This is a genomic window from Agrococcus sp. KRD186 (assembly GCF_017168255.1).
Taxonomy (GTDB): domain Bacteria; phylum Actinomycetota; class Actinomycetes; order Actinomycetales; family Microbacteriaceae; genus Agrococcus.
In genome coordinates, this window is sequence record NZ_JABFAP010000001.1 from 216468 (window position 1) to 237183 (window position 20716).

Annotated in this window: 24 protein-coding genes; 17 read left to right on the forward strand and 7 right to left on the reverse strand. The window is 72.4% G+C overall.

Features of this window, described 5'->3' with window-relative positions; translation table 11 throughout:
- Positions 1–41: 41 nt before the first annotated feature.
- On the reverse strand, positions 42–1046 hold the full coding sequence (locus tag J1M46_RS01090) for an iron chelate uptake ABC transporter family permease subunit (RefSeq protein WP_342384215.1): 1005 nt from the start codon (positions 1044–1046) through the stop codon (positions 42–44).
- Between the two features lie 278 nt (positions 1047–1324).
- The gene (locus J1M46_RS15570) at positions 1325–2449 is read right to left on the reverse strand and encodes an ABC transporter substrate-binding protein (RefSeq protein ID WP_206446151.1); all 1125 of its coding nucleotides are present in this window, start codon (positions 2447–2449) and stop codon (positions 1325–1327) included.
- Positions 2450–2704: 255 nt separating this feature from the next.
- On the opposite strand from J1M46_RS15570, the gene J1M46_RS01100 reads away from it, so the two are divergent.
- The 14 genes from J1M46_RS01100 to J1M46_RS01165 all read left to right on the forward strand — a co-directional run bounded on the left by J1M46_RS01100 (position 2705) and on the right by J1M46_RS01165 (position 14698).
- Positions 2705–3553, forward strand: a complete 849-nt coding sequence (locus tag J1M46_RS01100; protein ID WP_206446152.1) for a nitrilase-related carbon-nitrogen hydrolase — start codon at positions 2705–2707, stop codon at positions 3551–3553.
- A 10-nt stretch (positions 3554–3563) separates the two neighbouring features.
- Positions 3564–5000 (forward strand): dihydropyrimidinase, encoded by a 1437-nt coding sequence (gene hydA, locus J1M46_RS01105; protein ID WP_206446153.1) that lies wholly within the window; start codon positions 3564–3566, stop codon positions 4998–5000.
- A gap of 52 nt (positions 5001–5052) precedes the next feature.
- Positions 5053–6105: a TIGR03842 family LLM class F420-dependent oxidoreductase gene (locus tag J1M46_RS01110; RefSeq protein ID WP_206448507.1), complete on the forward strand. Its 1053-nt coding sequence runs from the start codon at positions 5053–5055 to the stop codon at positions 6103–6105.
- A gap of 4 nt (positions 6106–6109) precedes the next feature.
- Entirely contained in the window at positions 6110–6985 is an 876-nt protein-coding gene (locus tag J1M46_RS01115; protein ID WP_342384216.1) for an ABC transporter permease, read from the forward strand.
- Positions 6982–7827 (forward strand): ABC transporter ATP-binding protein, encoded by an 846-nt coding sequence (locus J1M46_RS01120; protein ID WP_206446154.1) that lies wholly within the window; start codon positions 6982–6984, stop codon positions 7825–7827. Before J1M46_RS01115 ends, J1M46_RS01120 begins: the two co-directional genes overlap by 4 nt.
- A complete protein-coding gene (locus J1M46_RS01125) occupies positions 7824–8663 on the forward strand; it encodes an ABC transporter permease (protein WP_206446155.1) in 840 nt (279 codons plus the stop codon). Before J1M46_RS01120 ends, J1M46_RS01125 begins: the two co-directional genes overlap by 4 nt.
- A 55-nt stretch (positions 8664–8718) precedes the next feature.
- Positions 8719–9897, forward strand: a complete 1179-nt coding sequence (locus J1M46_RS01130; RefSeq protein WP_206446156.1) for an ABC transporter substrate-binding protein — start codon at positions 8719–8721, stop codon at positions 9895–9897.
- A 43-nt stretch (positions 9898–9940) separates the two neighbouring features.
- Entirely contained in the window at positions 9941–11248 is a 1308-nt protein-coding gene (locus J1M46_RS01135) for an aspartate aminotransferase family protein (protein WP_206446157.1), read from the forward strand.
- Positions 11249–11376: 128 nt separating this feature from the next.
- Positions 11377–11688: a type II toxin-antitoxin system TacA family antitoxin gene (locus J1M46_RS01140; protein WP_206446158.1), complete on the forward strand. Its 312-nt coding sequence runs from the start codon at positions 11377–11379 to the stop codon at positions 11686–11688.
- Positions 11685–12182: a GNAT family N-acetyltransferase gene (locus J1M46_RS01145; protein ID WP_206446159.1), complete on the forward strand. Its 498-nt coding sequence runs from the start codon at positions 11685–11687 to the stop codon at positions 12180–12182. The genes J1M46_RS01140 and J1M46_RS01145 overlap by 4 nt, the downstream gene beginning before the upstream one ends.
- Positions 12183–12259: 77 nt before the next feature.
- Positions 12260–12970, forward strand: a complete 711-nt coding sequence (locus tag J1M46_RS01150) for a Type 1 glutamine amidotransferase-like domain-containing protein (protein ID WP_206446160.1) — start codon at positions 12260–12262, stop codon at positions 12968–12970.
- Entirely contained in the window at positions 12967–13668 is a 702-nt protein-coding gene (locus tag J1M46_RS01155; protein WP_206446161.1) for a uracil-DNA glycosylase, read from the forward strand. Before J1M46_RS01150 ends, J1M46_RS01155 begins: the two co-directional genes overlap by 4 nt.
- A 137-nt stretch (positions 13669–13805) precedes the next feature.
- Positions 13806–14231 (forward strand): hypothetical protein, encoded by a 426-nt coding sequence (locus J1M46_RS01160; RefSeq protein WP_206446162.1) that lies wholly within the window; start codon positions 13806–13808, stop codon positions 14229–14231.
- A gap of 68 nt (positions 14232–14299) precedes the next feature.
- On the forward strand, positions 14300–14698 hold the full coding sequence (locus J1M46_RS01165) for a hypothetical protein (protein ID WP_206446163.1): 399 nt from the start codon (positions 14300–14302) through the stop codon (positions 14696–14698).
- On the opposite strand, the gene J1M46_RS01170 is transcribed toward J1M46_RS01165, so the two are convergent.
- Positions 14695–15156 carry a nucleotidyltransferase domain-containing protein gene (locus J1M46_RS01170; protein ID WP_206446164.1) on the reverse strand — a complete coding sequence of 154 codons (462 nt, stop codon included), beginning with the start codon at positions 15154–15156 and terminating at the stop codon, positions 14695–14697. The two genes, J1M46_RS01165 and J1M46_RS01170, sit on opposite strands and share 4 nt — an antisense overlap.
- A gap of 31 nt (positions 15157–15187) precedes the next feature.
- On the opposite strand from J1M46_RS01170, the gene J1M46_RS01175 reads away from it, so the two are divergent.
- Positions 15188–16648 carry an amidase gene (locus tag J1M46_RS01175; protein WP_206446165.1) on the forward strand — a complete coding sequence of 487 codons (1461 nt, stop codon included), beginning with the start codon at positions 15188–15190 and terminating at the stop codon, positions 16646–16648.
- Between the two features lie 181 nt (positions 16649–16829).
- Positions 16830–17084 (forward strand): type II toxin-antitoxin system RelE/ParE family toxin, encoded by a 255-nt coding sequence (locus J1M46_RS01180; protein ID WP_206446166.1) that lies wholly within the window; start codon positions 16830–16832, stop codon positions 17082–17084.
- A gap of 71 nt (positions 17085–17155) precedes the next feature.
- On the opposite strand, the gene J1M46_RS01185 is transcribed toward J1M46_RS01180, so the two are convergent.
- From J1M46_RS01185 to J1M46_RS01195, 3 genes are all read right to left on the reverse strand, one after another.
- Positions 17156–17359, reverse strand: a complete 204-nt coding sequence (locus J1M46_RS01185) for a hypothetical protein (protein ID WP_206446167.1) — start codon at positions 17357–17359, stop codon at positions 17156–17158.
- Positions 17304–17714 carry a hypothetical protein gene (locus J1M46_RS01190; protein ID WP_206446168.1) on the reverse strand — a complete coding sequence of 137 codons (411 nt, stop codon included), beginning with the start codon at positions 17712–17714 and terminating at the stop codon, positions 17304–17306. The genes J1M46_RS01185 and J1M46_RS01190 overlap by 56 nt, the downstream gene beginning before the upstream one ends.
- Before the next feature lie 132 nt (positions 17715–17846).
- On the reverse strand, positions 17847–18317 hold the full coding sequence (locus tag J1M46_RS01195; protein WP_241248968.1) for a hypothetical protein: 471 nt from the start codon (positions 18315–18317) through the stop codon (positions 17847–17849).
- 34 nt (positions 18318–18351) lie between these two features.
- Between J1M46_RS01195 and J1M46_RS01200 the strand changes: the two genes are divergently transcribed.
- Positions 18352–19611: a glycosyltransferase gene (locus J1M46_RS01200; RefSeq protein WP_206446169.1), complete on the forward strand. Its 1260-nt coding sequence runs from the start codon at positions 18352–18354 to the stop codon at positions 19609–19611.
- 259 nt (positions 19612–19870) lie between these two features.
- On the opposite strand, the gene J1M46_RS01205 is transcribed toward J1M46_RS01200, so the two are convergent.
- Positions 19871–20656 (reverse strand): PspA/IM30 family protein, encoded by a 786-nt coding sequence (locus tag J1M46_RS01205; RefSeq protein ID WP_206446170.1) that lies wholly within the window; start codon positions 20654–20656, stop codon positions 19871–19873.
- Positions 20657–20716: the final 60 nt, after the last annotated feature.

A 20716-nucleotide genomic window follows, 5' to 3' on the forward strand; every position in this document is an offset into this window, starting at 1 on the left:
GAGCCCGCCCGGCGCCCCGGTGGCGTGCCCATCCATGCCGCTCATGTGCGCACTCGCCCGGTGAGCATGAGCGCCGCGAACACCGGAGCGCCGATCAGCGCGGTGACGATGCCGACGGGCAGCTCGCGCGGGTCGAAGGCGGCGCGCGCGACGGTGTCGGCGACCAGCAGCACGATCGCTCCGGCGAGCCCCGAGGCGGGCAGCAGCAGCGCGTGCGAGGAGCCCACCACCAGCCGCACCGCGTGCGGCACCACCAGGCCGATGAAGCCGATCGCGCCCGAGACCGACACCAGCACGCCGGTCACGAGCGCGCACGCCACCAGCAGCACCCAGCGGGTGCGGCGGGCGTCGACGCCGAGCGCCCCGGCCGCGCTGTCGCCGAGCGAGAGCGCATCCAGCAGCCGCCCGCTCACGAGCAGCGGCAGCGCAAGCGCGGCGCCCACCAGCGCGATGAGGGCGCTCTGCCAGCTGATCGAGGCGAGCGAGCCCAGCAGCCACGCCAGGATCTCCCGGTACGCATCGCCGTCGGCCCCCCAGAAGATCACCAGCGAGACGAGGGCCGAGGCGGCGGATGCGACCACGACGCCCGCGAGCACGGTGCGGGTGGGCGTGGCCCCACCCGCCGCGCCCGCGAGGCCGAGTGTCGCCAGCAGCGCCAGCAGCGCGCCGGCGAACGCCGCCACCGGCAGCAGCACGCCGAGTCCGGCGATCAGCACCAGCACCGCGCCGACCGACGCGCCGGAGGAGACGCCCAGCAGGTAGGGGTCGGCGAGCGGGTTGCGCACGAGCGCCTGCATGACCACGCCGACGATCGCGAGCCCGGCGCCCACCGCGCAGGCGGCGAGCACGCGCGGCAGGCGCAGCTCCACCACGATGGCGTCCTCGATCGCGCTCAGCGGCGTCGTGCCGATGCCCAGCCGCGCGGCGAGCGAGGCGAACGCGTCGGCGGGCGCGATGCCCGCGGCGCCGAAGCACACCGCCGCGAGCGCCGCAGCCAAGAGCACCGCCCCCAGCGCCGGCAGCGCCCAGCGCCGCGTGCGCGCCACTCCCCGCGCGCCCCGCGCGCGCGCCGCGCCCTCCGCGCTCCGCGCGCCCTCCGCGCTCCGCGCGCCCTCCGCGCTCCGCGCGCGCCCCAGGTATCGGGCGTGTTGCGCTTCGTCGCCGCGTTCGTGAGCAACCCGCCCTATACCTGCCGCCCGAGCGGGCGCGTTCGGCCCGGTTCCGGGCGCGAGAGGTGCCGCTTGCGACCGTTCGGTCGGCGGCCGCGAGTCGGTCGGCGGCCGCGAGTCGGCGGCGGCGCCCGAGGCGCCACGATCGGTTCGCGTCATTCCACGCCCATCGCGCGCACCGCATCCGCCACCGTCTGCGCTGCGGAGACGGTGCCGACGCCCGCCTCGGCCATCGGGAACGGCACGACCACGAACCGCTCCTGCTGCACGGCCTCGAGCTGCGCCGTCGCGGCGTTCGCCCGCAGCCGCTCGATCTTCGACTCGGCCGTGTGCCAGGGGGCGTCGACGAGCACGATCACGTCGGGGTCGCTGGAGGCGAGCGCCTCCCACGACAGGGTCGTCCACGTCTCGTCGATGTCGGCGGCGACGTTCGTGAGGCCGGCCGCGTCGAGCACGAGCTGCGGGGCGCCCGAACCTGCGCCGACGTAGGGGGCGTCCTCGCCCGAGGAGTACCAGAGGGCGGTCAGCTCGTCGCCGGCCGCGCCGCCCGCGCCGGCCGCGCCACCCGCGCCGGCCGCGCCGCCCGCGCCGGCCGCACCGCCGCCCGCGCCACCGCGAGCCACCGGCTCGACCGCCTCGAGCGCCGCCCGCTGCGACTCGGCCAGCGAGGCCCCGGCCTCGGGCACGCCCAGCACGGCGCCGGCGTCGGCGAACTCGCCGAACAGCGCGTCCCAGGTGAGCGGCGGCACCTCGGTCGACCAGCAGGCGGCGGGGGAGACCCACGTGGTCACGCCCAGCTGCTGCAGCTGCTCGCGGTCGCCGACCGCCTCGGGGGCGAAGGCCGACTCCCAGCCCGCCACCACCGCATCCGGCTCGAGATCGAGCACCGCCTCGCGCGAGGGCATGCCCTCGATCGTGGGCGCCTCGATGGGCGTGCCGTCGGATGCCTCCAGCGGCCCGTCGAGGAAGGCGGTCGTCACGAGGCGGTCGCCCAGGCCCAGCGCCACCACCAGCTCTGCCGCGGTCGACTTGATCGCCACGATCCGCTCGGCCGGCTGCGCCATCGGCGGCACGCTCACGCCGCAGTCGTCGACGGCAGCTGCGGCCGCAGGGGTCGATCCCGCGCCGGTGGGCTCGGTGGTCGGCCCGCCGCCGGTCGGCTGCACGCTGCACCCGGTGAGTGCGAGCACGCTGATGACGGATGCGGCGAGCACGCGGGAGCGCAGTCGCGCGTCGGCGATGAGCACTCGAGCGGGCGAGGTGCGGCGGGTTGCGGGCATCGAAGGGGCCTCCAGGGCAGGCTGACGCGAACGATCGTGCGGTTCGCGCGCGGAGGTGATGCCCGGCGCGCTTGCAGTCTACCCCTGCGCCGCGGTGCTGGCACCGCGCCGACGGTGCCAGCGGAACGATCCGACCTGCGGTTTTCCCGAGCGCTCTATAACGTTCGACCCCGCCCCCTACCGCTCGGCGACGGTCTGGGGTTGACTGGCCCTCCGGCGTGTGCCGGACCCCGCGACGAGGAAGTTGAGGAAAGCATGACCACAGTTCGTGCAGCGATCACCCAGACGACGTGGACGGGCGACAAGGCGTCGATGCTCGATCGCCACGAGGCGTTCATGCGAGAAGCCGCCGAGCAGGGCGCGCAGGTCATCTGCTTCCAGGAGCTCTTCTACGGCCCCTACTTCGGCATCACGCAGGACAAGAAGTACTACGACTTCGCCGAGCCGGCCGACGGCCCCATCGTGCAGCGCTTCGCGGCGCTCGCGAAGGAGCTGCACATGGTCACGATCCTCCCCATCTACGAGGAGGAGCAGACCGGCGTCTACTACAACACCGCGGTCGTCGTCGATGCCGACGGCACGATTCTCGGCAAGTACCGCAAGCACCACCTGCCGCACCTCGACCGCTTCTGGGAGAAGTTCTACTTCCGCCCCGGCAACCTCGGCTACCCGATGTTCGAGACCGCCGTCGGCAAGGTCGGCGTGCACATCTGCTACGACCGGCACTTCCCCGAGGGCTGGCGCGAGCTCGGCCTCTCGGGCGCCCAGATCGTCTTCAACCCCAATGCCACCAAGCCCGGCCTGTCGAACCGGCTGTGGGAGGTCGAGGGCCCCGCGGCGGCGGTCGCGAACGGCTACTTCGTGCTGCAGCCCAACCGCGTCGCCCGCGAGGACAACGAGTACGGCGAGCTCGCCGTCGACTTCTACGGCACCAGCCAGGTGATCGACCCGCGCGGCAACTGGGTGGGCGAGCGCGGCTCCGAGACCGACGAGGAGCTGCTGATCCGCGATCTCGACATGGATCTGGTGAAGGAGATGCGCGACGACTGGCAGTTCTACCGGGATCGCCGGCCCGACTCGTACACCCAGATCGCGAAGCCGTAAGGAGCGCACGATGGCAACGACCCTCATCACGGGAGGCACCGTCGTCTCCGCCACCGGCCGCTCGCTCGCCGACGTGCTCGTCGACGGCGAGACCATCCGCGCCGTGCTCGAGCCCGGCAGCGAGCTGCTCGGCGTCGACCTCAAGCAGAGCGTCGACGCGGTGGTGGATGCGACCGGCAAGTACGTCATCCCCGGCGGCATCGACGCGCACACGCACATGCAGATGCCCTTCGGCGGCACGGAGGCGAGCGACACCTTCGAGACCGGCACGCGCGCGGCGGCCTGGGGCGGCACCACCACGATCATCGACTTCGCGATCCAGAAGTACGGCGAGCGGGTGGAGGACGGCCTGGCCGCCTGGCATGAGAAGGCGGCGGGCAACTGCGCGGTCGACTACGGCTTCCACCAGATCATCGGCGACGTCAACGACGAGTCTCTCCAGGCCATGCGCGGCCTGCTCGACGAGGGGGTCTCGAGCTTCAAGCTCTTCATGGCCTACCCCGGCGTGTTCTACTCCGACGACGCGCAGGTGCTGAAGGCCATGCAGGTCTCGGCCGACACGGGCCTGATGACGATGATGCACGCCGAGAACGGCCCGGCGATCGACGTGCTCGCGCAGCAGCTGCTCGCGCAGGGCAAGACCGACCCCTACTTCCACGGCATCGCGCGCGCCTGGCAGATGGAGGAGGAGGCGACGCACCGGTCGATCATGCTCGCCAACCTCACCGGCGCCCCGCTCTACGTCGTGCACGTGAGCGCGAAGCAGGCGGTGGCGCAGATCGCCACGGCCCGCGACGGCGGCCAGAACGTCTTCGGCGAGACCTGCCCGCAGTACCTCTACCTCTCGCTCGAGGACCAGCTGGGGGCGAAGGGCGATCAGTGGGGCGGCTTCGAGGGCGCCAAGTGGGTGTGCTCGACACCGCTGCGCTCGAAGCACGAGCACCACAGCGACGAGCTCTGGACGGCGCTGCGCACCAACGACATCCAGATGGTCTCCACCGACCACTGCCCCTTCTGCATGAAGGATCAGAAGGAGCTGGGCCTGGGCGACTTCTCGAAGATCCCCAACGGCATCGGCTCGGTCGAGCACCGCATGGACCTGCTCTTCCAGGGCGTCGTCGACGGCCACCTCACGCCCGAGCGCTGGGTCGAGATCACCGCCACCACGCCCGCGCGCATGTTCGGCCTGTATGGCAAGAAGGGCGTCATCCAGCCCGGCGCCGACGCCGACATCGTCGTCTACGACCCGAAGGGCCACACCTCGATCGGCCTCGAGAAGACCCACCACATGAACATGGACTACTCCGCGTGGGAGGGCTACGAGATCGACGGCCACGTCGACACCGTGATGAGCCGCGGCCGGGTGATCGTCGATGCGGATGCGTACCTGGGCAAGGCGGGCGACGGTGCGTACGTGCGGCGCGGCCTGAGCCAGTACCTGCTGTGACCTGCCCGACACCGCACAGGGCCACCCCGACCCCTCGACCGATCGGAGCATGATGGACTTCGGCGCCGTCTTCCAGACCAACCCGCCCGCGAGCCGCACGGTGCAGCTCGCGCAGCTCGCCGAGGTGCACGGGTTCGACAACGTGTGGACCTTCGACAGCCACGTGCTGTGGCAGGAGCCCTACGTGATCCACTCGGCCATCCTCGCCGCCACCCGGCGGGTGACGGTCGGCCCGTTCGTGACCAACCCGGCGACGCGCGACTGGTCGGTCACCGCATCCGTCTTCGCCACCCTGAACGAGATGTACGGCAACCGCACGATCTGCGGCATCGGCCGCGGCGACTCGGCGGTGCGCGTCGGCGGCGGCAAGCCCACCACGCTGAAGGACCTGCGCCAGGCGGTGCACGTGATCCGCGAGCTGGGCTCGAGCCGCGAGGTGGAGGTGGCGGCCGCCGATGGCGAGCCCGTGACGCTGCGACTGCCCTGGTCGCACGGCTCGGAGCTGCCGGTGTGGGTGGCCGCCTACGGCCCGATGGCGCTCAAGCTCACGGGCGAGGTCGCCGACGGCTTCATCCTGCAGCTGGCCGACCCCGAGATCACCGCGTGGATGATCGACCACGTGCGCAGCGCCGCCGACAACGCCGGCCGCGACCCGATGTCGATCAAGATCTGCGTCGCCGGGCCCGCCTACGTGGGCGACGACATCGCCCACCAGCGCGAGCAGTCGCGCTGGTTCGGCGGCATGGTCGGCAACCACGTGGCCGACATCGTCGAGCGCTACGGCACGTCCGCCGGCACCGACGGCGAGGCGGGCGCGATCCCGAAGGACCTGGCCGACTACATCGAGCAGCGCGAGGGCTACGACTACAACTCGCACGGCAAGGCCGACAACGACCACGTCGACTTCGTGCCGGATGCGATCGTCGACCGCTTCTGCGTGCTCGGCAGCGCCGACGACCACATCGAGAAGCTCACGCGCCTGAAGGAGCTCGGCGTCGACCAGTTCGCCGCCTACGTCATGCACGACGACAAGGAGGAGACGCTGCGCCAGTACGGCGAGCGCATCATCCCGGCGCTGCGCGAGCACACCGCGGCCAGGTCGTGACTCCTTGCGGCTGAGCAGCAGGCAGACCCGGGCGATCGGCTTCGGCGCGCTCGGCGTGCTCTCGCTGGCCGTGCTCTGGGAGGGCTACAAGCTGCTCGGGCCCGCCGAGGGCATCTCGATCGGCGAGACCGTGCTGCTGCCGCGCACCACCGAGCTGGCGATGCCGCACGTGTGGGACTCGGTGGCGCGCGCCTTCCAGCCGGCCTCGAGCGCCAGCGACGAGCTGGTGATCGTGGCGGTCGCGCAGGCGGCGGCCTCGACGCTCGGCATCGCGGGCGTCGGCATGCTGCTGGGCGCGGTGGTGGGCGTGCTGCTGGCGCTGCTGATGCAGCGCTTCCTGCTCGCCGACCGTGCCGTGCTGCCCTGGCTCATCCTCAGCCAGACCGTGCCGCTGATCGCGCTGGCACCCCTGGTGGTGGCGTGGGGCGGCAGGCTGCAGCTCGGGCCGTTCGAATGGGAGCGGTGGATGAGCGTGGCGGTGATCGCCTCCTACCTGGCCTTCTTCCCGGTCGCGATCGGCACGCTGCGGGGGCTCCGCAGCCCCGAGCAGGCGCACCTCGACCTCTTCCGCGCGCAGGGCGCCGGCTGGTGGAAGACGCTGCGCTACCTGCGGCTGCCGGCAGCGGTGCCGCACCTGCTGGCCGCGCTGCGGCTGGGCACGGCGACGGCCATCATCGGCACCGTCGTGGCCGAGGTCTCCACCGGCGCCCGCGGCGGCATCGGCAGGCTGATCGTCGAGTACGCCCAGTCGGGCTCCTCCGATCCCGCGAAGGCGTGGGCGCCGATCGCCGGCGCCGTCGTGCTCGGGCTCGTCGCGGCGGGCGCCGTCGCACTCGCGGGGCTGCTGCTCCACAACTACCGAAGAGCGGAGGCGCGATGAGCGCGGTCGAGGTCGAAGCCGTCACGAAGGTGTTCGAGACCCGCACAGACTCGGTGCGGGCGCTCGACGAGGTGAGCCTGACCGTCGCAGACGGCGAGTTCGTGGCGCTGATCGGGCCGTCGGGCTGTGGCAAGTCGACGCTCATGCGGCTGATCGCCGACCTCGACGAGCCGAGCGCCGGCGAGGTGCGGGTCTTCGGCATGCCCGCCCGCCAGGCGCGCCTCGAGCGCGCCTACGGCATCGCCTTCCAGCAGGCGGGCCTGCTGCCGTGGCGCACCGTGCGCGCCAACGTCGAGCTCCCGCTCGAGCTGCACGGCGCATCCGCCGCCGCACGCAGGGCGCGGGCCGACGAGCTGGTCGAGCTGGTGGGGCTGGGCGACTTCGCCGACCACCACCCCGATCAGCTCTCCGGCGGCATGCAGCAGCGCGTCGCGATCGCCCGCTCGCTCGCCGAGCACCCGCGGCTGCTGCTGATGGACGAGCCCTTCGGCGCCCTCGACGAGATGACCCGCGAGCGGCTGCAGGGCGAGCTGCTGCGCATCCGCACCGAGACGGGCGCGGCGGTCGTCTTCGTCACCCACTCGATCCCGGAGGCGGTCTTCCTCGCCGACCGGGTGGTGGTGATGAGCCCGCGGCCCGGCCGCATCACCGAGATCGTCGACATCGACCGGCCGGATGCGTCGGCCGACCCCGAGTCGATGCGAGAGTCGGATGCGTTCTTCCGCTCGGTCACGGCGGTGCGGGAGGCGCTCCACGGTCGTGACACCGCTGCCGAGCGCGGCGCTACGGCGAGCGGCGCTACGGCGCCCGAGGCCGCGGCGAGGGGGGTCGAGACGCGATGACCGACACGGCGACCCGGCAGATCGCGCTGGGCCAGGCGGGCGGGCGCAGGGCCGCCCGCCGGCACTGGAGCGGGCAGGGCTGGGTGCGCGTCGCCGCCCCGCTGGCGCTCGGCGCCGCAGCGCTCGGGGTGTGGGAGGCGGCCGTGCACCTGCTCGACATCCAGCCCTACCTGCTGCCGGCGCCCAGCGCCATCCTCGACCAGCTGGTCAGCGCCATCGGCGGCATCGCGCAGGCGACGATCGCCACCGGCACCAACGCCCTCATCGGGCTGCTGCTGGGCGCGGCGGTCGCCGTGGTCATCGCCGCGCTCGCCTCCCGCGTGCGCTGGATCGACCAGCTGGTGGCGCCGCTGGTGGCGGCGATCGCCGTCGTGCCGATCGTGGCGCTCGCGCCGGTGCTGCAGACGATGTACGGAGCCACCAGCGAGATGCCGCGCATCCTGGTCGTCGCGATCGCCTCGTTCGTGCCGGTGTTCATCACCACGCTCCGGGGCCTGCGGCAGGTGCGCCCCGTGCACCTCGACCTCATGCGCGCCTACGGCGCGAGCGGCTGGCAGGCGACCCGCATCGTCACGCTGCCGGGCGCGGTGCCCTACGTCTTCGGCGGGCTCACCATCGCCTCGTCGATCGCCGTCATCTCCGCGGTCGTGGCGGAGTACTTCGGCGGCCTGCAGAACGGCCTCGGCAGCCGCATCGCCAGCGCCGCCGCGCAGTCCGGCTACCCGCGCGCCTGGGCCTACGTCGTGGCATCGATCGTGCTCGGCCTGGTCTTCTACGGCGTCACCCTGCTCGCCGAGCGGCTCGCCAGCCGCTGGGCGCACATCCCCATCACCTGATATCCCCTCACCAGCACACCAACCAGCACCACCCTTCACCAGAATCGAGACCACCATGCAACGCAACGCAGCCACGCCCGGTCGATCGAAGCGCCGCCGCACCCTCCTCGCGGCGGCCGCGGCAGCCGCATCCGTCATCCTCGCCGCCTGCTCGCCAGGAGCCGCACCCAGCGAATCCGAGCCGGGCGCCGAGGGCAGTGACGAGCTCACCCCCATCACGCTGCAGCTGCAGTGGTTCGCGCAGGGCCAGTTCGCCGGCTACTACGCGGCCCTCGACCAGGGCTTCTACGAGGACGCCGGGCTCGACGTGACCATCGCCGAGGGCGGCGCCGACATCGTGCCGCAGACGGCGGTCGCCAGCGGCTCGGCCGACTTCGCGATCGCGTGGGTGCCGAAGGCGCTCGCGAGCCGCGAGCAGGGCGCGATGATCACCGACGTGGCGCAGATCTTCCAGCGCTCGGGCACCCTGCAGGTGTCGTTCGCCGACGCCGGCATCGACTCGGTCGCCGACCTCGAGGGCAAGAACGTCGGCTCGTGGGGCTTCGGCAACGAGTTCGAGCTGTTCGCCGCGCTCACCGAGGCCGGGCTCGACCCGATGAGCGACGTGACGCTCGTGCAGCAGGCCTTCGACATGTCGGGCCTGCTCTCCGGCGACATCGACGCCGCGCAGGCGATGACCTACAACGAGTACGCGCAGCTGCTCGAGAGTGTCGACCCAGACACGGGCGAGCTCTACACCGCCGAGGACTTCTCGGTGCTCGACTGGAACGACGTCGGCACCGCGATGCTGCAGGACGCCATCTGGACGGCCAGCGACCGGCTCGAGGACCCGGAGTTCCAGGCCACCACGGTCGCGTTCATCAAGGCGTCGATCCAGGGCTGGATGTATGCGCGCGACAACCCGGAGGGGACGGCGCAGATCGTCGTCGACGCGGGCAGCCAGCTGGGCGCCTCGCACCAGCAGTGGATGGTCAACGAGACCAACCGGCTCGTGTGGCCCGCAGAGGGCGGCATCGGCCTGATCGATGAGGCCGCCTGGGATCAGACCGTCGAGATCGCCATGAACACCGCCAACCAGGACGGCGCGACGGTGCTGACCGCCGAGCCCGACGAGGGCGCATGGACGAACGAGTACGTGCAGCAGGCGCTCGACGAGCTCGAGGCCGAGGGCGTCGACGTGTTCGGCGCCGACTACGCACCCATCGAGGTCGAGCTGCAGGAGGGCGGCCAGTAGAGTCCGAAGACAGGCCCCGTCAGACACCACGCGAGGAGCGAGCATGACCACACCCGACCCTGCTGCAGGCGACCGCGCACGCGAGCTCGACGAGCTCGTGCTGCACTCCTGGTCGAAGCACGGCCAGGTCAATCCGTTCACGATCGCGCGCGCCGAGGGCGTGCGCATGTGGGATTACGAGGGCCGAGAGTACCTGGACTTCTCCAGCCAGCTGGTCAACACGAACATCGGGCACTCGCACCCGAAGGTCGTGGCGGCGATCCAGCAGCAGGCCGCCGAGCTCGCGACGATCGCGCCGCCCACCACGAACCTGCGTCGTGGTGAGGCGGCCGAGCGCATCCTGTCGAAGATCGACGACATGGCTGCCGTCTTCTTCACCAACGGTGGGGCGGATGCGGTGGAGAACGCGATCCGGATGGCCCGCGTCCACACGGGGCGGGCCAAGGTGCTCTCGCACTACCGCTCGTACCACGGCAACACCGGCTCGGCGATCAACGCGACCGGCGATGCGCGCCGCGTGGGCAACGAGTACGCGACCGGCCACGTGCACTGCTTCGGGCCGTTCCTGTACCGCTCGGAGTTCTGGGCGGAGACCGAGGAGCAGGAGGGCGAGCGAGCGCTGCGGCACGCGCGCCGGGTGATCGAGGCGGAGGGGCCGTCGACCTTCGCGGCCATCATCGTCGAGGCGGTGCCGGGCACGGCCGGCATCCTGCTGCCGCCGCCCGGCTACCTGCAGGGGCTGCGCGAGCTCGCCGACGAGTTCGGCATCGTGCTGATCTTCGACGAGGTGATGGCGGGCTTCGGCCGCACCGGCTACTGGTTCGCGCACCAGCACGACGGCGTCAAGCCCGACCTGGTCACCTTCGCGAAGGGCGTGAACTCGGGCTACGTGCCGGTCGGCGGCGTCGTCATCAGCGAGCAGATCCTGGCGACCTTCCGCGAGCGGGCGATCCCGGGCGGCCTCACCTACTCGGGCAACCCGCTCGCCGCCGCCTCGATCGTCGCGTCGATCGATGCGATGACCGAGGAGGGCATCGTCGAGCACGCGAAGCACCTCGGGGAGGACGTCTTCGGCCCGGCGCTGCGCGAGATGGCCGAGCGGCACCCGATCATCGGCGAGGTGCGCGGCCGCGGCGTCTTCTGGGCCCTGGATCTCGTCAAGGACCGCGAGACCCGTGAGCCGGTCGACGCATCCGTCATCGCCTCCATCAAGGCGGCGCTGCTCGAGCGCGGCTACGTGCCGTTCGGGGCCGACAACCGCATCCACGTCGTGCCGCCGCTGGTGATCAGCGACGAGGACGCCCACGCGGGCCTCGCGATCCTCGACGAGGTGCTCGCCGCGCACGGCTGAGCGATTCTCAACGTGTGAGGTGGCGGTTCGCTGCATGGTGTGCGCCGAACGAGCACCTCACACGTTGAGATCTTGCCGCGGCGGCTGATCGTCTGTCCGTGTGCGCCCAACAGGCGTACACTCATGAAATGACCGCGACTCCAGGCGCCACAGCGCGCAAGCAGGCTCGGCTTGCTGTGCGCCTCACCCCCGAGCAGGACGCGCTGATCCGCGATGCTGCAACGGCCTCTGGCCAGACGCTCACCGACTTCGTCACGGCCGCTGCCGTCGTGCGAGCGGAGGACACGCTTGCCGACCGCCGGCTCTTCCGGCTCGACGATGCCGCGTGGCAGGAGTTCGAGACGATCCTCGACCGGCCTGCGCAGCGCATCCCGGAGCTGGCGGCGCTGCTGGGCGAGCCGAGTCCGTGGGATGCGGCCGCCGTGCCGCGGCCGGCGTGACCGTGGAGCGACCGCGACCGATCACTGCGACGGACGTCACGGCCGGGTTCGACTCGGGTGAGGAATCGCTCGACCGCTACCTCGCCGAACGGGCGCTGGCGAACCAGCTCGCCGGTGTCGCGCGCTGCTACGTGAGCGTCGCCGGCGGTCGCGTGGTCGGCTACTACACGCTGTCGGCGGTGACGATCGCGCACTCGCAGGTTGCGGGGCGGGTCCGACGCAACACGCCCGACCCGCTGCCGGCGGTGCTGCTGGGCCGGCTCGCCGTCGACCGCAGCGCCCAGGGCACGGGGCTCGGCATGCACCTGGTCCGCGATGCCATCCTGTCGACGCTCGCGGCGGCCGACCGGATCGGAGTTCGGGTGCTGCTCGTGCACGGGCTGCACGCCGAAGCTGCTGCGTTCTACGCATCGCTGGGCTTCGTGCCGTCGCCGACCGACCCACTGCACCTGTACGTGCTGCTCGCCGACGCACGCGCGTCGCTCGGCGGCTGACGGGACTGGCGCGGGTGTCACGTGGTCAGTCGGGCGGCCGCGAGACGTCGGCGTCGCAGCCTGAGAGACTTGCCACCATGAGCATTCACCTGCTGGGCGGCGGCTGGGCCGACGACGAGTCGCGCTGGACGGGCCGCTTCATCGACGAGGCGCGGCAGCGCGCCGGCGGCCCGCCGACGATCGTGGTGGTGCTGTGGGCGGCCGACGAGGCCGAGGGCGCGACGTGGCACGCCGACTACGTCGACGACCTGACCAAGCTCGGCGCGGGCACCGTCAACGTTGTGCAGCTGACCGCCGAGCGCACACTGCTGCCGACCGACCTGGGCGGCGCCGACGGCATCTTCATCGGCGGCGGCCTGACCCCCGGCTATCACGCGGCCGTCATGCCGGCGGCCGACACGATCCGCGGGCTGGTCTCCACCGGCGTGCCCTACGCGGGCTTCTCGGCCGGCGCGATGATCGCCGGCGACGTGGCGCTGCTGGGCGGCTGGCGCATCGGCGGCGTGCCCGTCACGGCGCAGTCGAACGCCGAGGGCCTCGACGACGTCACGCTCGACGCGGGCCTGGGCCTGATCGACCTGGTCGTCGACGTGCACTGCGCGCAGTTCGGCACGCTCTCGCGCGCGGTGGCGCTGGTGCACGCGGGGCTGGCCGAGCGGGTGGTGGCGATCGACGAGAACACCTCGCTCATCATCGGCCCGGGCGGCCTCGAGGTCGCCGGCGACGGCAGCGTCTGGACGGCCGACCGCGACGGCGAGCGGGTCAGCATCGGGGTGCTCGCGGCATGAGCGCCCGGCCGCTCGCCGAGCTCGTCGATGCGGGGTGGGCGGATGCGCTGGCGCCCGTCGAGCACGTCGTGCACGACTTGGGCGAGCGGTTGCGCGCCGAGGCCGCCGCCGGCAGGCCCGCGCTGCCGCCCGGCGACGCGGTGCTGCGCGCCTTCCGGCGGCCGATGGCCGATACCCGGGTGCTGGTGGTCGGCCAGGACCCGTACCCGACGCCCGGGCACTCGATCGGCCTTGCGTTCGCGGTCGAGCGGCACCTGCGGCCGCTGCCGCGCTCGCTCGGCAACATCTACCGCGAGCTGCACGACGACCTCGGCATCGAGCCCGCCGCGCACGGCGATCTCTCGAGCTGGGCCGATCAGGGCGTGCTGCTGCTCAACCGCGTGCTGACGGTCGAGGCCGGCGTCACGGGCTCGCACCGGCGCTGGGGCTGGGAGCAGGTGACGGAGACGGCGATCCGCGCGCTGGTCGCCCGGCGCGACGCCGCGGGCGCGCGGGTGCCGCTCGTGGCGATCCTCTGGGGAGCGCACGCGCAGTCGCTCACGCCGCTGCTCGAGGGCGTGCCGGTGATCGCCTCGCCGCACCCGTCGCCGCTGAGCGCCCACCGCGGCTTCTTCGGCTCGCGCCCCTTCTCGCGCGCGAACGCGGCGCTGGCGGCGCAGGGGGCTGCGCCGATCGACTGGCGCATCCCTGACGCCTGACCCAGGGTGCGCAGAGCCGTTGCGCAGGCGCGGCTGAGCGAAGCCGCAAGGTTCTGTAACAGCGGTTGCAAACGGGTGCTCCGCGGAGCACGCTGGCTGCAGCAGCGACGAGGCTCGCCGCGGAGGAGGCAGCGATCATGGCCATCGCACAGCACCGGGCGCCGATCGACTACAGGGTGCCGCTCGCCTGGGCCGCCGTGATCGCCCTCGCCGTCGGCGTGGTCGCCGGCTTCGCCTTGGGGCTCGCCTCCGCGCCGGGCGGCCAGGGGCTGCAGCGCGGGCTCATCCTCGGCCTCGCGCTCGGCGTGCCCGCGTCGGTCGCCGTCGTCTTCGGCCGGCGCTTCGTCGACCAGGGGGCCCAGCCGTGGCTCGTGACCGCGCTGGGGCTCTCGGTCATGGTGCTCATCGCCGCGCTACTGTTCGCGCTCACCCAGTTCGACGTCTCCATGGCTCCCGTGGGCGCGGCGCTCGGCGTCGCGACCGGCGCCCTCTCGCTCGGCGTCGGCCTCTGGCTGGCCCAGCGCAGCGAGCACCCGAGCCAGGCCACGCACCGACGCCACTGACGGCCGCGCATGCCCGGCGGATGCGTGGCATCCGTCGTCGTGTCGGTCCGGGGTGGCACGATGGTGGCGTGACCGAGTTCGAACAGTGGCGCGCGAAGCGCGAGCGCACCGACGCGCAGGCCGCGGCGGCCGCCGCGAGCGACGACAGCGCCACCGTCACTGATCTCGGGCCGGGCTTCTGGATGGTGTCGGTCGCCGGCGCCACGCGCGGCTTCATCGTGCAGATCGAGGTGCGGGGCGAGACGCGCTACGACGCCCGGCTGCGCCACATGAACCCGGGCCAGGGCACCCGCATCGGCGAGTACTGGGAGCTCGAGAAGGCCGTCACGGCGATCCTCGCCGAGCCGCCGCGGTTCGTCGGGCGAGACCCGTTCCGCGAGCTGACGAACTACGCCTCGCGCGACCAGATGCGCGAGCGCACCGAGCGCAAGCGGCTGCAGCGACGGGCGGGCCGCTTCCTGGGCTAGGAGCGGCTCCCGATCTCGTCGAGCCGTGCGAGATCGTGCACGTCGGCCGCGCGCGGCTCGTAGCCGCTGTGCAGCTCGCGCTGCAGCTCGACATCGATGCACCGCACGGGTCGATCGCCGATGAGACCGGTCGTCAGGCGCTCGATCGGGTAGCACAGCTCGCCGTCGAGCACCCGCTGCACGAGCGCATCCGACCGTTCGATCACCGGATGCAGGTCGACCCGCAGGCGGGCGCCGGCCACCTCGACGCGCACCGGGAGCCAGTCCGTCTCTACTTCGCAGCCGAGCTCGGCAAGGGCGGCGAGCGCGGCCTCGAGGCGAGCAGCGGGGACCAGCACGTCGAGGTCGCGGTGCTCGCGCGTCTGCCGCCCCACGAGCGCGTCGACCCCCCAGCCGCCCGCAATCCACACCGGCTCGCCGATCGCGTCGAGGGCGAGAGCGACGTCGTCCGGCTGCATCCCGCCACGGTACGCGACGTAGGCTCGAGGCATGACCGCCATCCACGAGCTCGGCGCCCTGGAACTGTGGAAGCTGCTGCACGCGCGCGAGCTGAGCGCCGTGCAGGTCGCCGAGCACTTCCTCGACCGCATCGAGCGCCTCGACGAGGCGAACGCCTTCGTGCACGTCGATGCCGAGCTCGCCCTCGAGCGCGCCCGCGCCGCCGACGCGGCAGCCGATCGCACGGGCATCATCCACGGGCTGCCCTTCGCCGACAAGGACCTCACGCCGCGCGCCGGCCAGCCCGCGAGCATGGGCAGCCGCTGGCTCGAGGGCACGATCGCCGAGGCGACGCATCCGCTCGCGCAGGTGCTCGACGCCGGCGGCGGCGTCGTGCTGGGGCGCACCGCAGCGCCCGAGTTCGGCTTCGCCGGCTACACCCGCTCGGCGCTGCACGGCGCGACGACGCTGCCAGGGCGCCCCGACCTGCACGCCGGCGGCTCCTCCGGCGGCGCGGCGGCGGCGGTCGCCCAGGGGCTGCTGCCGTTCGCGCCCGGCTCCGACGGCGGCGGCTCCATCCGCATCCCGGCAGCGACCTGCGGCCTCGTCGGGCTCAAGCCCACGCGCGGCCGCATCCCCGGGCAGGGCGGCGTCGGGCAGGTCGGCGGCCTCACCACCGCCGGCGCGATCGCCCGCTCGGTGATCGACGTGGCGCTGCTCACCGACGCGCTCATCGGGCGGGTCAACGGCCGCACGCCCCACGAGCTGAGCCTGCGCGCGCCCGAGCACGACGACGGCTCACTGCTGGCGGCGGCGATGCGCGGCCAGGGGCGCTTCCGCATCGCCGTGCTGTCCGGTGGCACGCCCTGGGACGCGAGCGACGACATCCGCATCTCTCCTGAGGCCGACGATGCGGTCGCCGCCACCGTGCGCGCGCTCGAGGCGCTCGGCCACGAGGTGGGCGAGGTGGCGTTGCCGGATGCGTCGGGCGACCTGGGCGTGCCGGGAGTCGACGGGTACGCGGCGGCCTTCACCGACCTGTGGCGGGGCGGGGCGGCGACCGTGCCGATCCCGCGCGAGCAGCGGCACCTGCTCGAGCCGCTCGCCCGCTGGATCATCGACACCAGCGACGCGCTCACCGCCGGCGGCCTCGCTCGAGCCCAGCTCTGGGCGACCGAGTACGAGCGGCGCGTGATCGCGGCCTTCGCGCCCTGGGACGCGGTGCTCACGCCCACGACCGCGCTCACGCCGCGGCCGCTCGACTGGTACCCGATCGACGACGGCGAGGCCGACTTCCGCGCCCAGGTGCTGCACACGCCGCACACCTCGTTCGTGAACCTCACCGGCCTGCCGGCGATGACGCTGCCGGTGCACGAGACGGATGCGGGGCTGCCGATGGGTGCGCAGCTCATCGGCCCACCGGGGGAGGAGGCGACGCTGCTGGCGATCGGCCGCCAGCTCGAGCGCCGCATCCCGTGGACGCAGCGCGTCGTGGACCGCATGCGGCCCTGACGAGCCAGCCGAGTCGCAGCGCGTCGACGCCGATGGCGCTGATGTACATCAGCCCCTACCGCTAGGAGCGGATGCTCGAGGCGTTCGAGGATGCGGAAGATGCCGCGGCCTTCGATGCGGCCATGGCTGAAGAGGGGCCGAACATCCCCTGGGATCAGGTGAAGGCCGACCTGGGCTGGCAGTGAGCTACCGGATCGAGCTGCGGCCCGCCGCCGCCCGCGCGCTGCGGAAGGTCGAGCGCCAGGACCGCGATCGCATCCGCGGAGCGATCGCGCTGCTCGCCCAGGATTCGCGCCCGCCGGGAGCGCGAGCGCTCCAGGGAAGGCCGGGCTGGCGGGTGAGAGTCGGCGACTATCGCATCATCTACACCGTCCGTGACGACGTGCTGCTCATCGTCGTCGTCGCGCTCGGTCACCGCCGCGACGCCTACGGCTGAAGTGTGCGCGTTCGGGGCGCTCGGGAGAAGATGGTATTCGCGTTGAGGAATGAGCGCTGAGCGCTGATCGCTCAGCGCCGCTGCCACCACCTGCGACGCGGCACCCGCGGTTCGAGGCTCGGCTCAGTCGGGCCCTCGGGTTCGAGCACCCACCGATCGTTCTCGGCGTCGTACCAGACGGTTCGACCGGCCGCCTGGAGCTTCGCGGCGGCGTGGCGCTCAAGCTTCCTGGCCAGCTCCATCGTCCTGGGGCTGAACTTCGGGGTGTCCGTCATCGCCGCCTCCTTCGCGGTTCTCGCGATTGCGTCCAGTCTCTCGCACGTTCTCCGCGATGGCGAGTGCGAGCGTGCTGTCCTTGGCCTCGCCATCGGTCGCTCCGATCAGTGTGTCGAGCACGGTCAGCCCGAGATCGGTCTCCATGCCGGTGCTGCCGGTCACCGACATCTCGGCCGCCCACGTAAAGCGAGACCACCATTGTGCGCGGCGATCGATCGAGCGTTGCCGAGCACCCGTCACCAGCGAAGCCCACAGATTCGCCACGCCGACCAGTGCAGCGATGGCCGCGGCGATGACAGTCGTCCAGGCGATGCCGCCGGCCGGGGCCAAGGCAACGGAATCGAGGTGCTCCACGGGCCGAAACCTACGTCGTGCTCGTCGCCCGGCGTCAGGTTCGGCGAGCGGCCTGTGGAAAGCGCGGCCGCGCACCCATATCCCGGTTAGCCCGTGTACGTGGGAAATGGCGCTCGATCGTCCTCGCTTCGCTCAAGGTGAGGCGGCGCCTCCTGGCGGCAGACTGCGCCGCGGCTTGTAGCCGCCCTTCTCCAGCCCCGCCTCGATCTCGAAGCGGTTCGTGTGCGCGTCCTGCCCGGCCGCGAAGTACATCGGGATGAACCACAGCCCGTAGCGCTCCCACTGCCGACGGTGCACGTCCTCGTGCTCGAGCACCGAGGGGGCGTCGGATGCGTGGGTCAGGTAGGTCGCGCCGACCGTCGTGCCGCCCCGCCCGAACGCCCACTTCGGCAGGCCGGTGATCACGTGCAGCTCGCCCTCGGTGCGCTCGTCACCGCCGAGGATGCGGCCCCAGAGTCGCGCCGCCTTCGTCGCGATGCGGGCGCCGCCGCGGGCGAGCGGGGGAGCGGTGACCAGCCGGAACGCCGGGCCGCCGAGCGTGCGGCCCATCGAGCCGAGGGCAGTGCCGGAGCGGGCGAGGAGGCTGGATCGCGAATCTGCCATGCAGTCGACGATAGCGCGCCGATACCCTGGACTCATGTGCCCGGAGCCGTACGGCAATCCCGATGGGGCGCCTGCGCAGCCACCCCTGCGGGTCGCCGTCGTGTCGATGCACACCTCGCCAGCGGACCGCCCCGGGAAGGGCGACGCCGGCGGCCTGAACGTGCTCGTGCTCGAGAGCGCGATGGCGCTCGCCGCCCGCGGCAACCGGGTCGACATCTTCACCCGCTCCAGCGGCGCGCCGCACACCGAGTCGCTCGCGCCGGGCGTCGCGCTGCACGCGCTCGAGACCGGCGGCGGCATCGTGCGCAAGCACGAGCTGCCCAACCTCGCCGACGAGTTCGGCGACCAGCTGCAGCGGTTCGCGTTCGCTGCCGACGAGCCGTTCGACGTGATCCACGCGCACTACTGGCTCTCGGGCCTGGCGGCGCTGCCGGTCGCGCTCTCGCTCGGCATGCCGATCGTGCAGACCTTCCACACGCTCGCCGAAGAGAAGAATCGGCGCATCGGCGACGACGACCGGCCCGAGCCCGAGCGGCGGCTGCTCACCGAGCGCTACCTCGCGAACGAGGTCGATGCCATCGCCGCCGTCTCGCGCGCCGAGGTGGACGTCCTCTGCGACGGCGTGGGCGCATCCGCCGAACGCGTCTGGCTCGTGCCGCCCGCGGTCGACACCATGCTGTTCCAGCCCGCGCCGCTCGCGGCCCGGATGGATGTGCGCGCCAGGCTCGGCGTGCGCCCCGAGGACGGCCTGGTGGTGTGCGTCGGCCGCGTGCAGCCGCTGAAGGGGCAGGAGCTGGCGGTGCGCATGCTGCAGCACCTGCCCGGCGCGGTGCTCGTGCTCGCGGGCGACGCGACGCCCGGCTCGGAGCGCTATCTGGAGTCGCTGCACGACCTTGCGCGCGACCTCGGCGTCGAGGGCCGCGTGCGGCACATCGGCAGCCTCGACCGCGAGGCGCTGGCGCAGCTGCTCGACGCCGCCGACGTGGTCGTGGTGCCCAGCCGCACCGAGTCGTTCGGGCTCGTGCCGCTCGAGGCGGCGGCGTCCGGCACGCCCGTCGTCGCGTCGCGCGTCGGCGGCCTGGTCGAGTCGGTCATCGACGGCGAGACCGGCATCCTGGTCGACGGCCGCGATCCGATGGACTGGGCGCAGGCGGTGGGCTCGATCCTCGAGGACGACGACCTGCAGGTCGAGTTCGGCCTCGCCGGGCGGCGGGCTGCGAGTCGACGCGATTGGCAGGATGTCGCGCTCGAGCTCGAGGCGGTCTACCGCGCCACGGTGCGCGCCCGCCAGTAGCCGGCTCGCGGGCGGTCCCGAACCGAGGAAGAATTCGCGAAGCGTCACGAGCAGAGGACTGAGCGTCCTCTGTTCAGCACGCGTCCTCAATTCGTGACGCGCGCTGGCGCGTGAAGGCGCGCGGGGCGCGTGAACGCGTGCAGGCGCGTGAGTGCTGCGTCCCGCACCAGTTTGCGCGCGAGCAGCGCACCAGCCGCGCCCGCAGCACGCGAAGTGGGGCCGGGCGCGAGCCCGACCCCACTGCTTCGTCACCCGTGCATCAGCGGTCGACGACCTCCGCGTCGACGGCACCCGACGCATCCGCCGTCTGCGACGAACCGGCGCCCAGCTGCCCCTGCGAGCCCTGCTTGAGCGCGGCCAGGCGCGCCTCGATCTCGGTCTGCTGGCCGACGTCCTCGAGCGCCTCGAACTGCGCGTCGAGCGACGAGGCGGCGAGCTCCTGCTGGCCCATCACCTTCGCCTCCTCGCGGCGGATCTTCTCCTCGAAGCGGCCGATCTCGCTCGTCGGGTCGAGGATGTCGATCGACTTCACGGCGTCGTGCACCTGCGTCTGCGCCTCGGCGACCTTCGAGCGCGCGATGAGCTCGGAGCGCTTCGACTTCAGCTCGTCGAGCTTGCCCTTCATCGTCTGCAGTCCGGTCTTCAGCTTGTCGACGACCTCGTTCTGCGACTGGATCGACGGCTCGGCCGAGCGGGCCTCAGACTCCGACTGCATCTGCTTGCCGATCGCGACCTTCGCGAGGTTGTCGAACTTGGCGGCTTCGCCCGAGCCCGACGCCCGCATCTCGTCGGCGCGCTGCGAGGCGGCGAGCGCCTTGCGGCCCCAGTCCTCGGCGGCGCGCACGTCCTCCTGGTAGTCCTGCTCCTGCATGCGCAGGTTGCCGATGGTCTGCGCGATGGCAGCCTCGGCGTCGGCGATCGAGTTCGTGTAGTCACGAACCATCTGGTCGAGCATCTTCTGCGGGTCCTCGGCCTGGTCGAGGAGCGAGTTGATGTTGGCCTTCGCGAGCTGCGCGATGCGGCCGAGGATGGACTGCTTGGACATGGTGTTCCTTCCTGCGGTTGCCGCCGGAGCGGCCGTTGGATCGTGTCGGTTCGGTGGTGG